Source organism: Candidatus Bathyarchaeia archaeon, from assembly GCA_035935655.1.
Taxonomy (GTDB): Archaea; Thermoproteota; Bathyarchaeia; order 40CM-2-53-6; family 40CM-2-53-6; genus 40CM-2-53-6.
The window spans coordinates 23,870-38,915 of record DASYWW010000040.1 but is presented as its reverse complement, the minus strand read 5'-3'; the positions used below and the strand labels follow the sequence as shown (position 1 = coordinate 38,915).

Sequence of the window (15,046 nt, the reverse complement as noted above, 5' to 3'; positions counted from 1 at the left end):
CTTGAGACGGTTTGCAATCCCCAGATTTAGGCAAGAGGTCAGCGAAGACGGGACGATTACTCGTAGGGACCTCAGGATGGTCCTACCCAGAATGGGTGGGCGTCTTCTATCCTACGTCCACCGAGAGCAAGCTGAAGCACTACACGCAGGTATTTCCCACCGCAGAGATCGATTCCACGTTCTATGCGTTCCCCCAGCCGGGCACCGTTATTGGCTGGAACAAATTCTCTCCCAAGGACTTCACTTTCTGCGCGAAGGTTCCACAGACCATTACTCATGACAAACTAGCCGAGATAGGCCCCTCCCTAGAGTCCGAAATGGATCGTTTCGCCGAACTGATGCTCCCGCTGAACAACAGTGGGAAGCTCGGGTGTCTACTGCTCCAGATGCCGCCCAAATACAAGCACGATCTGACCCACCTAGAGAGCTTTCTCTCCATCCTCCCTCATGGCTTCAAGTACGCCATTGAGTTTCGGCACAAGTCTTGGCTTCAAGACTCGACATGGCCTTTGCTCTCGAAGTACAGCGTGGCATACACGATAGTGGACGAGCCTCTCCTTCCGTCCGTAGTACACGTAACAGCCGATTTTGCATATATCCGCTGGCACGGACACGGACAGCGACCGTGGTATGACTACCACTACACGGAAAAAGAAGTGGAATCATGGGTACCGAAGGTCAAGGCGATCAATCAGTCAGTCAAGACGACCTTTGGCTACTTCAACAACCACTTTCACGGCTATGCAGTAGAGAACGCCCTGAAAATTCTCCAAATGCTGGGAAAACTTTCTCCAGCTCAACGTGAAGCGCTCAACAGAGCGAAAGCTCACTTAGGGAAAGGAAAAGGACCCGAAGGACTTGGAGAATGGGTCAAGGGAGGCGACGACCGTCCCAAAATCATTGACATACTCAGCTCTCTAATGGGAGAATCAAGGCTAGCTCGGGCACTCGCTATCCCAGATGAGGATGTGAGAATCGAGACAACTAGCCTAGAGAGGATTGTTGCAAAGATTCGCGATTACAATTTGACTATGGATTCTGGCTTGAAAACGATTATTCATGACTGCGGAGATTGGGAGAGGTCGATCGAGACTCGACAACTCTGCAAGCACGTAGGCAAAGTCGTACTGTTACTGCCCGAGAAAATCGCGTTGGCATGGGTCAATCAGATTCACGAAGACACTGATGCGTGGCGCTTCCAAAAGCCGTTGGGAAAGACCGTTGCTACATAGGCGGCGCTTTGCCCAGTTCTGTGGGAAGGTTCTTCTTTGATGACCATTCGTGCCAGGATCCGACATAGTTTCTCACTTGGTTGTACCCCATCGATCTGAGCGCGTAGAAAGCTGCAGCGGCGCGAGCTCCCCGATGACAGTATACTGCTACCTCGGTGTTTGGACGAACACCCAACGATCGAAGCTGTTTGTCCATTAATCGACGATTCTGGAATCCGCCCTTTCCGCTGAGAAAGTTCGTCCATTCCAACCATGCCGCTCCAGGTACTCGTCCCGAACGCGGACAACATTCTCGTTTTTCCGATCCCTCGTACTCTCCCATAGTTCTGACATCCAACACCAGACCAGTCCTGGCTTTGGACATGGATCTCACATGGGCAACTGTCGCCAAGACAGCGGGGCGTAGATGAGCCTTGAACTCTGTTGGGACCACGGCTCTCCTCTTCTCCTCAATGGGGTAGTTAGAATTCTGCCATGCCCTGAAACCACCTTCGAGCATCAATGGATTCTTCATTCCAGCGTACTCTAGCATCCAAGCAACTCGTGCGGCCCTCATACCGAACCCTGATTCGTAAACAACGATTTTTTCGTCGCCTCTAAGGCCAAATCGTCCGAGTTTCGATTCGAGATCTCTCTGAAATTTGGTCAGATTCCCGATGTCTGTTCCAGGAACAAAGTAGTGGAAGAGGTCAGCATTTCTCGCCCCGGGGATGCGAGCCCTAGAGTAGGCGTTCCTTGAGCGCGCGTCCAAGACTACAATGTTGTTGGACGATAAGTGTCGCTTGAGCCAGCCTATGTTGACTGTGGCTTTCAGAGCCCTCAGATTTCCTTTCGCCTAGTCAGGCTTGAGAATCTGCACAGGGCAGGGGGACAATTGCTTGAACTTCTCCGCGTCTTTCTCTGACCCAACAATCGTCCCATAGTGCATAGGGATAGCAAGCCTAGGTTTGATCATTCTCGCAGCTTCGGCCGCTTCGTCCGGCGTCATTACGTATGTCCCGCTAACAGGCAGAAGCGCCACATCAGCCTTGAAGCCTTTCATCTCGGGGATCGGGTCGGTGTCGCCCGCATGATAGATTCGAACGCCTTTAATCGACAATATGAAGCCAACTTTTCCATCCTCTTTAGGATGAAAGGGCTTTCCGGGTTCACGGAACTTGTTCAAGTTGTAGGCAGGAACAGCTTCGATAACTATGTCGCCCAAGACAACCTTGTCACCAGGCTTGACAGCCTTGACCTCCTTCACTCCCACGCCTGACAATTCCTTCTTACATGCCGAAATCGTGACGACAATCGTTTTCTCAGAAGAGACTTTCTTGATGTCGTCCAGTGAAAGGTGATCAAAATGCTCATGGCTGATCAGAATGATGTCTGCCTTATCTGGAATTGGGCGAATCTTGAAAGGGTCTACGATTACCGTCTTACCATTCTTGATTCTGAAGGAGTCGTGTCCGAGCCAGCTAATCTTAACCCCTTGATACTCGAACAATGCGCTTCACCGTTTTCGAATCTGAGCTTACACGATAATTAAGCCTTCCAGAAAAACTGATGACAATTCTCGGAGAATACCCATAAATCAGCGGATAGGCGATCTTTTGGAACATACGATGTACGACGTGATCATCATCGGGTCCGGTTCTGCGGGCTACACGGCCGCGGTCTACTCGTGTAGAGCAGGGCGAAAGACCCTTCTCATCGCGGGTTCGATTCCAGGCGGCCAGTTGATGCTTACATCTGATGTAGAGAACTTTCCCGGGTTTCCTGAATCAATACTCGGACCGGAACTGATGGAACGGATGAGGAAGCAAGCAGAAAGGTTCGGTCCAGAAATTATCTATGACGACGCTTCCAAGGTGAAGTTCAAGTCTAAGCCCTTCGAGGTTACGGTCGGAAAGCGGACCCTTCAAGGCAAAACGGTTATCATAAGCACAGGAGCCAACGCGAAGTGGCTAGGAATACCCTCAGAGACCAAACTGAGAGGACACGGCGTCTCAAGTTGCGCGACCTGTGACGGTTATTTCTTCAAAGAGAAGGAGGTGGTTGTGGTCGGCGGCGGAGACACAGCCTTGGAAGAGGCTACGTTTCTCGCGAACATTACGAAGATGGTAACCGTGGTTCACCGTAGAGATAAGTTACGTGCAAGTCAAATAATGCAAGAACGTTCCCTAAAGAACCCGAAGATAAAATTCGTATGGGATTCGGTCGTGGAAGAAATATTGGGAGACAACAATGTTACAGGGGTTAAGAGTAGAAACCTCAAGACTGGAAAAGAACAGCTCCTCAAAACTAACGGCGTCTTTGTGGCAATCGGCTACGAGCCTAACACTTCGATATTCAAGGGACATGTGGACCTCGACCCCAAGGGCTACATTATCACTCATAACGAGACCGAAACAAATGTACCGGGAATCTTTGCGGCGGGAGATGTGAAGGATTTCAGATACCGACAGGCGATCACAGCATCGGCAGACGGCTGCAAGGCGGCAATAGACGCGGATAAATTCATCAGTGAACATTACAAGAGCTGAGATCTAATTCTTGAAATGCCCAAAGTGTGACCTGCAGCTCGACTTTGTTGGGCGATACATCGTGCAGGAAGACTTTGAAGCAGGAGCTCCAGCTCAGATCCGAGACAGCGAGGTCTGGCAGTGTGACATGTGCAAGACCCACTACGAAACCAGCAGGAGCGGACAACCAATTCCGATACGATTCATGCAAAGCCTCTTCAAGAGACTAGAGTAGAGACCGCAAGCGGCTTAGACTCTCGTTTCTTGACACTGTCGGTCTTGTCACTCATCCGTCTTGGCTTGTTGAAGCGCTCGTCGATCCTTAGAGTCGAGGAGATTCTCCCCGTGCCCATCGATCGCAAGGCGGCATGTGAAGCTTCAACCACCCCGAGTATTGTAAAAACGTCCCGGGCTTCGAGGATCGTCCATCGGAGTGACTTGTACTCAAGTCCGTCAATTTTCGAGATAGCTTGGATTGCACTCTAACCGTATCGACTAAAGCTAGTTCCTGTCCAAATGAAATAGATACTGAACTCGGCCATACAGACAATTCGCCTTTGTTTCAGAACGCGCACCTTTCACGGGCGCGGGCCGCGGTGGCGTTCTGTTTTGTTATTTCTTGCTCTAGCTGACCAGCCGATTCTGCCGGTCAGGCGCTTTCTGGCGTAAACCATGAGACTGCTCGTACTTCTCGGTCTTGTCGATGTCAAGTTCCATGAGCTGGACAGTCGCCTTCTTTATGATCCCGAAAATTTCCTCGAGCTCAGGTCGCTCGAAATCTTTCAGTGAAAGATTTCCGATCCATTGCATCCAGCCTTGCATGCTTTTCGCGAGGGTCGAGCAACACAAACCGATTCCGTACACAATGTCTAGGCGGTCTTGAGGATCAAGGTCCGAGATGCGCTTAACCCTGTTCCTCGCTTCTTCAACCCAAGACTTAGGTTCGTCAGACATTTCCATAAATTTCTCACTTGTTTCTCGCGAATCACTTGCCATGCAGAAGTCTCACGGCCTTGCTCGGCTCCCAGCTGCTGTCCATGATTCACGTGGCCTGTCCACACGAGTAAATATTAACGTTATCTGCAACACACACGGTAAAATGACGGTAACAATAATTGAAGGTCACGATTGGGCGATCAGATTCGCTAGTCTGGTTTCAGTTGGGAAGTTCCGCTAGAATGGAGTCGATGGGTTTGATCGATACGGCATATGCTATCCATGTGAGAAAACCGCCAACAGCTCCCGAAAATGCTAGCACAAATTGAAGTGGTATTAATATCGAGAGAAAAGTCCTCAGGATGAATGACAAGACGAGGGGGAGGGACATTATTGCCATCTCCACGATTCCCAGAATGGCTCCGATTATAGAGCCAACTACTGTTACAAATCTTGGCCTTGGCCCGTCTGAGAAATCCGGGAATCTCGACCCTATAGCAATCCCGAGGCTTGCCTCAGTCAGTATTACAACGAGCCCCAGGACTATGAATCCGAGAACAACAAATATGGAAGCGTGAAGGAAGAGCGCCGAGACCACTGCTCCGAGACCGAGTCCTATGCTTGAGATCAGGGACGTGAATAGGAGCTTGCTCTTGACGAGCATCTTCGCAGAAACCGGAAGCACGCTAATGTTCCATAGCCTCCTTCCTTCTTGACCAATCGAGGTCATTCCAAGAAATAGCGCACCCAATCCTATCCCGAACAGGAAAGGGACAACCAAGAAAATCGGATCGATCTGGGCGGGGCCAGATGTTGATGATGGGGCCGGGGAAAAGATCGCTGGAAAGGATATCATGATGGGCATGATAATCGGTATCGCCATCAGCCTCACCACCTCTTTTCTCCGAGTTGCGGACCGGATCTCTCTCTTGAGCATTGCAATCGACGGAGAGCTGAGACCAAGGTAGCCCAGCCAACTTGGCCCGGATACAGACCCGGCCCCCGCGAAGTGAATCGCCGTCGGAGTCACTGCCCAATATTTGGCTCTGAAAGATAGCGCACTATACGAGAGCACTAGAAACAACGCCAGGCTCAGTGCTAGAAATCCAGCCCCTCCCAGAAAATCTGATTGAAGCACTCTGGTCATGGCTAGTGTAGGCCAGAAAACAGGAACGAAGCTGGCCGCGGCAGCGGTACCGACGAGAGAGCTTATGATCTGGATTAGAAAAACCCCGCTGAACAGAAGCTGAGTAACGAGAAGAATCAGGATTATTCCCACGATTCTCATTATGACAGTTATTCTGCCACCTAGCCGGTTGAACGCTGTTGACGCGCTCGCCAATGCTGACCTTAGAATCTCGACGCTCACCGAGCCGATGGACGTCGACAGGAGAGCTATTGGAACAAGCGCTAGAAATCCGAGGAGGTTTCCTGTAAGAATCCCTATGGGGAGAGAGTAGCCGAATGCGACCATGAGGAGCGGAGAGTACGTATAGCTGGTCGAGAGAGCGGACGCTGCAACGTATTCCCCCGGTGAAATAGGCAGCCAGTTGATAGCATCTGTACTCTCGGCCTCTGTAGATGCATTCACCTCCCACAATAATCCCATAGTGAAGTAGAAACCTACAAGGAAGAGAGGGACTCCTCCAAAGATCGTGACGACCAGCTGGTGCGCGACAGGTCCTGAAAGTGATGCCCCACCGGAACTGAGGAAAACTGTTGTCTCATAACCGAAAAACAGTCCAGCGACGAACAGAACGATTCCTATAAGGGCAATGAGAATCGGCCGACTGGTTATGCTCTTAGACACGATTGAACGTCGAGTACTACGAAGACGTGATATCATGAGGACCTTGGCAAACTTGAACAGAACCGGGAGTCTCATCTAATCAGTGCCTCAACTATGTCCTCGACTCCTTTCGTTCCGGTAAGCTTCAGGAAGACATCTTCGAGTCCCGAACCAGGAAGTCCTGCGTTCTCTCTCAAATCCTTCGAGGTCCCTTCCGCCAGAATCTTCCCCGCTTGCAGGATTGTTAGTTTGTCGCAAATGGCCTCGGCTATCTCCAGAATGTGGGTGCTGAACACCACGGAAACACCTTCCCTAGCTAGTCCGTGAATGAGTTCCTTTACCAATCTGGCTGATTTCGGATCTAGCCCGTTGAGAGGTTCGTCCATAAGCAGGACTCGGGGACGATGGAGAAGTGCTCCAATGATAGCAACTTTTTGTTTCATTCCTTGCGAGTAGCTGCTGATCATGTCGCCCTGTTTTCCCTCGAGGTCGAGGGCATCAACAAATCTCGCGATACGTTCCTTTTTTTGTTCGAAGGGTATTCCACGAACATCGGCTATGAAGTCGAGATACTCAGTTGCGGTGAGGAATTCGTATAGCCGTGGTGATTCGGGGACGTAGCCGACAATCTTCTTGATCTCCATTGGGTTAGCTCGAACGTCATATCCAAGGACTTGGATGGAGCCATAGGTTGGCTTTGTCAAACCCATAATTGTCTTCATTAGGCTCGATTTTCCGGACCCGTTGGGTCCGAGCAGGCCTCGCACTTCACCGGTGCCCACTGACAATGTGACATCGCTTAGGGCAACTGTTGGTCCGTAGGTCTTTGTAAGATGTGAAACGTCGATTGCCAAGCCCCTGGTTGTCATGCGTACTTCGTGATTCCACTAGCTTTGGAGATGAAGTTTAGCTCGATGTTCCTCAGGTGAGCTAGAAAGGAAGCTGAGAGAGATTGTACGCATTATCGGCCAGGCATAGGTGGACCCGAAGGAGTTGGATCCTGAGTCGGGCTTGGACCGGTTGTTCCTACTCCGCTAACCGCGATACCAGCGGTTCTTCGTTTCCTGAAAAGAAAAGCGAAAAGTCCTCCAACTCCTGCCGCAACGGCCACGGCTAAGAAGATCGCCGTGAGGAGTCCAACGTTACTTGCGGGCGTGTAGAATGCGGTATAGTCTGGGTCGTGTGCTATCTTGTATCCTCCCCACGTTGGGTAGGATATGACATAGATGTAGTCGGCTGTGGTGAAGCTTACCAAGCCTGCTTTAGCTTGTTGGATCAAGCCAGGGTCGACGTTAGCGACAAAAAGCGGCAGGAAACTCATGAAAGCGTTCTGGAATCCAAAAACTGGGTTGCCGCCCCAACCATGAACATCAACGGTTCTTGCGTTCACGTTGTTCGTCGCGTAGGTATTCTCAGAGCTATCCGCGCTGTAGTTGTAGAGCTTGTATGTGGGTTTCACCCCAAAGTTCGCTTGAAAGATCTTGTCGCCATCATCGGCTGCAGTTGTGACAGAAGCGTGAGTTACATCCGTGGAGCTATTATCGACACTCGCTCCTGAGTCATCCTTGTCGCTGACAATGTGGCTTGCGACTATCGCCTTGTTTGCGAAAACCATCGAGAGTTTGAATTGCTTTGCTTGCAAATATTGGTATACGTTCTGCATGTTGGCCCTAGTGCCGTTCAGATAGTATGTCCCTGTCGAATTGAGATGGGTGACTGGACTCGTTGTTAGGAGGTATAGATCTGTTACACGTCCTATCGTGTAAGTGGTAGTGAGGGTTGCCGTCTTGGAAGCTGGGTCAATTGCGAGCGCGTAGTTGAACGTTAGTTCGTTGTACCGTGCGAATCCTCTAGGGACGTTTTGGTCCCAAGGAAAGATAGCCGCCGGATCGGGGTTAATTCTCCACCATATTGCGTTGAGGTTAGTGTACTTGAGTCCCCAAGTGTAATGCGAGCTGTCAAGTTGGGCTAATGGGATAACCTGGCTGGACGCTACGTAGGTCACTGAGTGGCCACTCAGAGCTGCTAGATTCACGCCGAGGCTGAAGCTCGCATATACTTCATCATTCTTGTCTGGAGAATTAGGGTAAAATGTACCGGAGGCATTCTCTCGGAAGCTGACCAAACTCAAGAAAGAAGAAGTAGTAATGACATCCTTCCCACCAACGGTTTTGTAGTGTTCGAAAAACGTTTGCAATGGAATGGTTACATTCATACCGTTGTGCGTTGCATTGACGAGACCGGTGTAGAATATTTGAAAGCCTCCAACGTTGATGTAATTCGTATAGATGTAAGCGTGCTCGCTCGCGGAGGGTGCAGTTAAGTTGTGTGCGGCAGCGTACTGTCGAACGTAGCTGTACCAGTCAACCACTTTTGAGAAGCTCTGCGCTTGGAAATCTCCATTGCCTACGGTGTCTGCGCTGGCGGTGTACGTGGCGATCGGTGCCATGAATAACAGTTCTAGGACGATGAAAGGTAATGATTTGAGTTTGGAAGATAGATGGCGCATTGCTGTCCGTCCCAATGCATCCAAGTTCCTTCGGGGCCAAAGATAGAACTCCTGTTACCCCTTCCGGGCGCTTGCAGAAACAGTTGCGAGATTTCTTGGCTGTCAGACTACGCCCCGAACTTAATTATCCTCGGCGCCATTATCTCCGCCCCCCCAATCGTCGTCTTCGCCCCACTCGTCTTCGCCGCCCCAGTCCTCGTCTTCGCCCCATTCTTCCCCCATGGTATAGGGTGTCATCTTGATTGACTCCGAAAACTAGGGGTTATCGCGAATTGTGCCTTCTTAAAAGGCTTCCCAAAAAACGCCTGAGAACATGATCCGAAATGGAGAGCCGGGATCGAACTCTTCGTGAGTCAACGGTGCATTTGAGAGACAACGCCTTGATCCTTGGTTAGGGCTGCCCAACAGAGATGTGAAGTATTGTGAGCCACACCGTATCGTCCTTTACTGTCGAGAGTTACAATTCCGAGTCCTCTCCCCACTAGTTTGGTTACCTTCTTGACGGTTTGTGACGCAGCTTGTTGTGCGGTCAGGGACTTCATTGCATCGCAAGCTAACTTGGAAACAACCAATCTCATCGCTATTTCTCCGACACCTGTTGCGGTGGCTGCTCCGGTCCTATTATCGGCATATAGTCCGGCGCCAAGGATTGGGCTATCGCCGATTCTGCCAGGCAACTTCAACGAGACGCCGCCGGTAGAATCCGCAGCGGCTAGGTCTCCGTTCTGATCAATTGCAAGCGCTCCCACAGTATCTCCAAGCAGGCTCTTACCTCTGCTGCGTATTAGCTTCGTATTTCTCGAAGAATTGGTGAGAGACCCTTTCTCCAGTTGTCGTCGTGCCTCTTTCCATTCACGAACTCGCTCGGGAAGTTTCAGGTTCGCCTTCCGCAACCCGAACGCTTCTCCAAGCTTCTCCGCACTTTGACCAGCAAGCAGAGCATGATCAGTTTTCTCCATCACGACTCTTGCAAGACCCACCGGGTTCTTTAGATGTCGAAGGAGCGCGACTCCCGCGCCGCGCAGATTCCTTCCATCCATGATTCCCGCATCTGCCTCAACATCACCCAGAAGATTCAGAGTTGACCCTCTCCCCGCGTTAAAGATGGGATTATCTTCCATTTGCATGACGGCTGCTTCAACTGCTTGCACTGCAGATCCTGCCTGTCGGAGTAACCTGAACCCCAGGGTCGCAGCCTCATGGACGCCCGACAGACCGGCAGCCTGCTTCAGCTTGGGCCATTCGCCGGCCCCGCCGTGAACAATTATCGCCAAATTTGCCAAGTCGTATCGCGATGTCGCCGACGTGAACGAGATATAAGCGTCGACTTGGTCTGGGCAAGCAATCAGCGATGCTTACTCAGTTTCTCAAGATTAGCGGCGAGTCGATTCAGAAGGCCGCGACAGCGATACAAAATGGGGGACTAGTAGTCTATCCAACCGACACGGTCTACGGTCTTGGATGCGACCCATTCAACGAGAAAGCGGTCCACATGTTGGCAGCAGCGAAGGTTCGAAACAAAGGGAGCTTCCCAGTCCTGGTAGATTCGATTGGCAGAGCAAAAGAGCTAGGCGCCATCAGCCGTGATGTCGAACCGCTTGCCTTGCGATTTTGGCCGGGGCCCCTGACCATCGTAGTTTCTTCTCTGGCAACGCTTCCTATCCAAGTGATTGGTCCTCAGAAAATGGTTGGGCTTAGAGTCCCCGCCCGAAGGGATACCCTGGATCTGGTCTCGAGGTCAGGAGGGTCGCTCGTAGGGACCAGCGCAAACATTTCGGGCAACCCGCCGGTCACTAATGCAGAAGCTGCATTCAAGGTGTTCGAAGGCAAGGTCGACATCATACTGGATGGAGGCCTAATGTCTACCAGCATCACGTCAACAGTCGTTAAAAAGACCAACTTTGGCATTCAGGTTATCCGCCAAGGAGCAATTAGTCGGGAAGAACTTAGAACGGTTATCGGATCGAACGTCGAACTTCAAGAATGATTCCGACTTGCTAAGCGACTTCAACCTCCTAGTATCCAGTGCAAGAGGCAATGAGCGAGAAGCAAATTCGGAACTGTGTTATCTGATTGCTGAGCTAGGAGACCGATCCGCGGAGACCAGCTATACCCCGGTCAGCGGCCTAACAGTTGCCAAGACCTCGCTTGACCCTCTCAAAGTCATACAGAATCTACGGTCCACCCTTAAGGAGAAACCTTGGGAGTTTCGATATGTGCTCAAAGTAAAGCCGGTTCAGAGAGTCGTACCCACCGAAATTGAAGCCATCGGGAATGCGGTTTCAGAGAAATCACGGACAATTCGAGACGGTGAAACATTCCGCGTGTCGATTGAAAAACGTCGAAGCAACGTCTCCTCCAAGGAAGTTATTGACGCCATTGCCGCCAAGATTCCTAGAAAAGTTGACCTGCGGGATCCGCGGAAGATTGTCCTAGTCGAGATTATTGGCGCAGTCGCTGGAATCGCGGTCATTCCACCCAATGGTATCTTGGGCATAGAACGGGAAAAGAGAACGATCTAGTTCTCCAACACCAAGAGAGCAGAACGCTCAATCACTAGTCTCTTTAACACCTCATTCTCGTCTTCGCGGGGCATCCTCGACGAGTCCAACTCCCTGTCAGAAATATTGTAAGCTTTCCTTAGTGCTCTTACCTTTGTGGTGGTCTCGATGTCTAACACAGTATCGTCCGGCATTCCCTTTACCATCTTTCCTACTCTGCTAATCAACGGGCTAAGTTCAAGCCTGGTTCCGGAGAGTCCCACCAGAACGAGTTCCGTACTCGAAGAGTCTATGCCAAGAAGCTTGATCGCTTCGACAATCTGGTGTTCACCTGAGGCAAATAATAGAAGTTCCATGGAGAGATGCTTTGCTCTTCGATCCTCCCCTCTGAAAGAGTCAACCGCGTTTCTTGCCGCGAAAATAATGTGCTCTTTACCAGCCACTCTATCAGCCCGCAATAGCTGAAGGTCAACCTCGTCAACTGACCCTCGCAGGTCTCCCAAGACATTCTCAGAGTCGATCACTCCGGTACTTCTGAATCCTTGGATGAACAGGAAATACGAACCGATTCTTTCAACTATCATTTGTCAAGCGCCAAGAGTGTACGAATTAGCGGGGCGGTTAGTCCGCTTCCCATCAACTCTCGAATCACGTTGCCTGTCTTCCCCTTCGACCGGAGATTCCGTTTGATGAGTTTGATGGCTTCCAGTCGTTCCCACGGAAAGATGACCCACTTTGAAGTTATCCTAGCATAGTGATCCGGTTTGTAGATACTCTTCGGTTTCAGGTAGATGGTGCAGACCCTGATCTCCCGAGCGCCTTTTCGGCGTAGATGCTGGTGTGCTAAGCGGAGACTCTTTCCTGAGTCGGCAACATCATCCACGACCAGCACGCGTTTCCCGATAACCTCGGAGGAAACAGGCTGCGTGATCTTAGGCCTGTGCGAAGTGACTCCGATATTCTTGTAGAATTCGACTTTCATGTTTGCAAGATTCGGGTTCTCAAGCAGATCACTCATTACCCGGGCGGGCGGCCATCCTCCTCGAGATACGCCCACGATGACTTGGGGCAAGTATCCTGAGCCCTTGATCCGCCCGGCAAGTTCTACCAGCATACCATAGACATCGTCCCAGCTCGGAGCAACGTATTTCGGATTCCGCAACAGATCAAAACCGCGAAGCTTCTTGAGTTTCGAATCTTTGTTCCATTAAGACTTTGTCAATTAGCCGGTGATCCTTACTGCTAAACCCAATATACGGGTCAAGAAACGTCTTGCTTGGCGTTCCAAAGACTTTCATGGCTGATCCGGATCGGAAGTACGCCAATGATGTGGACTGACCTGCACAGAGGGCACCTCGCCCAGATGAAGAAATGCATCTCCACTGAAGATTTCCGACGGAAAGTCATGCAGAAATCAAACCCCGGTAACAGGCTGTTTTCACCCCTGTTCCTCCTATATTCGGGAGGGAGCATAGTTGCCTTACAAGAAGGGCGAGCTTCCTCACGGCGGACATGGCTCTGACCCTCGAACTGTCAAAGAATGGAGAGCCTCCGAGCCCCTGGTTGAGACTTGGCTCTCAAAGAAACGTCCAGGGACAGCCCGCAAGTACGGAGAGGACTTTCGAGCCTTCTGGCTTGACTTTCTCAGCCAGCGGTACAAGTCTATCGAAGAGTGGCTCGATGCCGTCAAGAAGGCCCAGTACGAGCGAGACTTCGAGATTCAGACAGCATGGGCGAAAGACCTCGAAGCTTACATCCTCGCGAGAAAGATCAGCCACAAGACACGCGCGAAGATAGCTTCAGCCGTTATGTCGTTTCTTGAGCCTCGGATAGGAAAACACAACGCTCGCAACTACAAATTCACCTTCGGTACTCCAGAAGAGGTCGATGCCGAGGCCCATGAATCTGATACTGAAACCATCGACTACCATGACATTGCAAAGCTCGCCCATGCCGCCAAGTCCAAACGAGACAAGGCACTGGTCCTTGTCAACATCTCTGGTCTTGGGGTCGGCGAGATACTATCGTTCAACAGCCGTTGGTTCCAGATCTACGACCTCCTCAAGTCACGTAAACCGATAGACCGGTGGCAGACGAGAATCGAACCAGTCAGAATCGATCTCGTCAGGAAGAAGAAGAATGTCAAGTTCTACACCTTCCTACTGGACGATGCGATTGACGCTCTGGCGGTGCTTCTGGAGCAGAGGGAAACCGAAACGAGCAGATCATTGACTGAGAAGGACCCGCTGTTCGTCAACTACAAAAATGAACCAATTACCGAGCAACGCATCCAAGAACAGTTCCGCTATCTGAGAGAAAACGCATCACTAGAACATCCAGAGAGATTCCATCCACACGAGATAGGGAGAGACACTCTAATCACTCTCTTCGCAAACCATCACATCGGACCGTTCAATTCAAAGGGCAAATCTCTACCAGCCGAGTTCTGCTGCGGACATACCATCGACGATCTAAAGTACAACAAATCGGCTTGGACACCAAAAGGCGAACAACAACTCAGGGAAATCTTCGAAAGCCTCCGCCCAGAACTGAACCTCATCACCCACCGAGGCAAAGAAATAGAGATCCTCAAAGGAACAATCGACCTCCAAGCCCGCAGAGCGCTCGTTGAAATGGTCAAGATGCTGAAGACTGAGCCTCCTGAAACCACAGGAGACACCGCAGAACAAATCCTACAGCTTTTGGAGGAACAGGGAATCACAGAGGCGGCAAACAGATGGAGCCGCCGGCGAATAGGCGATAGGTCTTGAGAAGACTCTAGCTAGCAGAGACCTTCGACATGAATGCAAGACCAGTATGCGTATGATGTCTTCGATTGCAGCCTACCTGATGATTCGTAGGGCGGGCGAGCCCCAGACTCGTTCGACTGTCGAGTCTGACCATAAGGATCATTATAGAGGGCTACTCTCTTCTCAGAGTCGCCCAGTCACTACTACTACAAAGATTTCTCAAACCTGACGTTTGATGGAGGAGTTTTCGCTTCCATTTGGTCTACGGAGTTGTGACCGCTCGGGTCTCCCTTTCCCCGATACGCCGAAGCGTCCAGCCGAGGAATGGACCGGCTTACCCGTTGTCAGAGCTAGGTCGCTTTGATAGTAACCACTTGGAGAGAGTCTACCTTGTTTCCGTCAGCGTCGAAAAGCGTGGCGGTATCTCCTTCGTTGTTCCAGACGAAAGCATGTCTTCCCCAATGCAAGATCCACTTTGAGGTTTGACCCTCTTCGAACGAATCCTCCCCTGGTCCAGTGTGAACATAGGCTTTCTCACGTGATGAGAGCACGGCTCCTTGCGGAAACTTGTAGACGTGCTTTCGAGCTCCCGTCGCCGTCTCGTCCGTTAGAGTCCACCCCGCGAGGGATACTTTTTCGGTCCCCTCGTTTTGGAGGACAACAAACTCCTCGTTTAGCTTGTCAACAGTATCCTTTCTAGTTGGATTATGGTTGATGCGTTCTATGATAACTCGACTTGATGTCATCACGTGATTAATATTGGAGAAACTCGATATGAGCGTTGATCGGGCGGAGGCTTGGCTCAGCGAGCCATTACGAAAG

General features: G+C 50.9%; 16 protein-coding genes. 6 read left to right on the top strand and 10 right to left on the bottom strand.

All coding sequences use genetic code 11. The annotated features are described in order from the left end of the window. Nucleotides 1-11 precede the first annotated feature (11 nt). Nucleotides 12-1,232 (top strand): DUF72 domain-containing protein, encoded by a 1,221-nt coding sequence (locus tag VGS11_07865; GenBank protein HEV2120000.1) that lies wholly within the window; start codon nt 12-14, stop codon nt 1,230-1,232. Here the strand turns inward: VGS11_07865 and VGS11_07860 are convergent. Together VGS11_07860 and VGS11_07855 are read right to left on the bottom strand one after the other, a co-directional pair. Next, entirely contained in the window at nt 1,225-2,028 is an 804-nt protein-coding gene (locus VGS11_07860; GenBank protein ID HEV2119999.1) for a rhodanese-like domain-containing protein, read from the bottom strand. The two genes, VGS11_07865 and VGS11_07860, sit on opposite strands and share 8 nt — an antisense overlap. A 39-nt stretch (nt 2,029-2,067) precedes the next feature. After that, entirely contained in the window at nt 2,068-2,721 is a 654-nt protein-coding gene (locus tag VGS11_07855; protein HEV2119998.1) for an MBL fold metallo-hydrolase, read from the bottom strand. 106 nt (nt 2,722-2,827) lie between these two features. On the opposite strand from VGS11_07855, the gene trxB reads away from it, so the two are divergent. Both trxB and VGS11_07845 read left to right on the top strand, forming a co-directional pair. Further along, nucleotides 2,828-3,760, top strand: coding sequence for a thioredoxin-disulfide reductase (gene trxB, locus VGS11_07850; protein ID HEV2119997.1), 933 nt, complete (start codon nt 2,828-2,830; stop codon nt 3,758-3,760). Between the two features lie 10 nt (nt 3,761-3,770). After that, nucleotides 3,771-3,974, top strand: coding sequence for a hypothetical protein (locus VGS11_07845; protein HEV2119996.1), 204 nt, complete (start codon nt 3,771-3,773; stop codon nt 3,972-3,974). A 389-nt stretch (nt 3,975-4,363) separates the two neighbouring features. Here the strand turns inward: VGS11_07845 and VGS11_07840 are convergent, their stop codons facing one another. The 5 genes from VGS11_07840 to VGS11_07820 form a co-directional block, all read right to left on the bottom strand. After that, a complete protein-coding gene (locus VGS11_07840; GenBank protein ID HEV2119995.1) occupies nt 4,364-4,693 on the bottom strand; it encodes a hypothetical protein in 330 nt (109 codons plus the stop codon). A gap of 202 nt (nt 4,694-4,895) precedes the next feature. Continuing rightward, a complete protein-coding gene (locus VGS11_07835) occupies nt 4,896-6,485 on the bottom strand; it encodes a hypothetical protein (protein ID HEV2119994.1) in 1,590 nt (529 codons plus the stop codon). Between the two features lie 71 nt (nt 6,486-6,556). Next, entirely contained in the window at nt 6,557-7,333 is a 777-nt protein-coding gene (locus VGS11_07830; protein ID HEV2119993.1) for an ABC transporter ATP-binding protein, read from the bottom strand. A gap of 92 nt (nt 7,334-7,425) precedes the next feature. Continuing rightward, complete coding sequence (locus VGS11_07825; protein HEV2119992.1) at nt 7,426-8,973, bottom strand: hypothetical protein; 1,548 nt, start codon at nt 8,971-8,973, stop codon at nt 7,426-7,428. A gap of 353 nt (nt 8,974-9,326) precedes the next feature. Continuing rightward, nucleotides 9,327-10,256: an isoaspartyl peptidase/L-asparaginase gene (locus tag VGS11_07820; GenBank protein HEV2119991.1), complete on the bottom strand. Its 930-nt coding sequence runs from the start codon at nt 10,254-10,256 to the stop codon at nt 9,327-9,329. Nucleotides 10,257-10,324: 68 nt separating this feature from the next. Here VGS11_07820 and VGS11_07815 point away from each other — a divergent pair, with 68 nt between their 5' ends. Next, nucleotides 10,325-10,960: an L-threonylcarbamoyladenylate synthase gene (locus VGS11_07815; protein ID HEV2119990.1), complete on the top strand. Its 636-nt coding sequence runs from the start codon at nt 10,325-10,327 to the stop codon at nt 10,958-10,960. A gap of 7 nt (nt 10,961-10,967) precedes the next feature. After that, complete coding sequence (locus VGS11_07810) at nt 10,968-11,495, top strand: THUMP domain-containing protein (protein HEV2119989.1); 528 nt, start codon at nt 10,968-10,970, stop codon at nt 11,493-11,495. Here VGS11_07810 and cgi121 read toward each other — a convergent pair. Beyond that, nucleotides 11,492-12,058, bottom strand: a complete 567-nt coding sequence (gene cgi121 / locus VGS11_07805) for a KEOPS complex subunit Cgi121 (GenBank protein ID HEV2119988.1) — start codon at nt 12,056-12,058, stop codon at nt 11,492-11,494. The two genes, VGS11_07810 and cgi121, sit on opposite strands and share 4 nt — an antisense overlap. Further along, the gene (locus VGS11_07800) at nt 12,055-12,636 is read right to left on the bottom strand and encodes a phosphoribosyltransferase (protein ID HEV2119987.1); all 582 of its coding nucleotides are present in this window, start codon (nt 12,634-12,636) and stop codon (nt 12,055-12,057) included. Before VGS11_07800 ends, cgi121 begins: the two co-directional genes overlap by 4 nt. A 313-nt stretch (nt 12,637-12,949) precedes the next feature. Between VGS11_07800 and VGS11_07795 the strand changes: the two genes are divergently transcribed. Further along, nucleotides 12,950-14,245: a tyrosine-type recombinase/integrase gene (locus tag VGS11_07795; protein HEV2119986.1), complete on the top strand. Its 1,296-nt coding sequence runs from the start codon at nt 12,950-12,952 to the stop codon at nt 14,243-14,245. Between the two features lie 329 nt (nt 14,246-14,574). On the opposite strand, the gene VGS11_07790 is transcribed toward VGS11_07795, so the two are convergent. Further along, nucleotides 14,575-14,970, bottom strand: a complete 396-nt coding sequence (locus VGS11_07790; protein HEV2119985.1) for a lamin tail domain-containing protein — start codon at nt 14,968-14,970, stop codon at nt 14,575-14,577. Between the last annotated feature and the right edge of the window lie 76 nt (nt 14,971-15,046).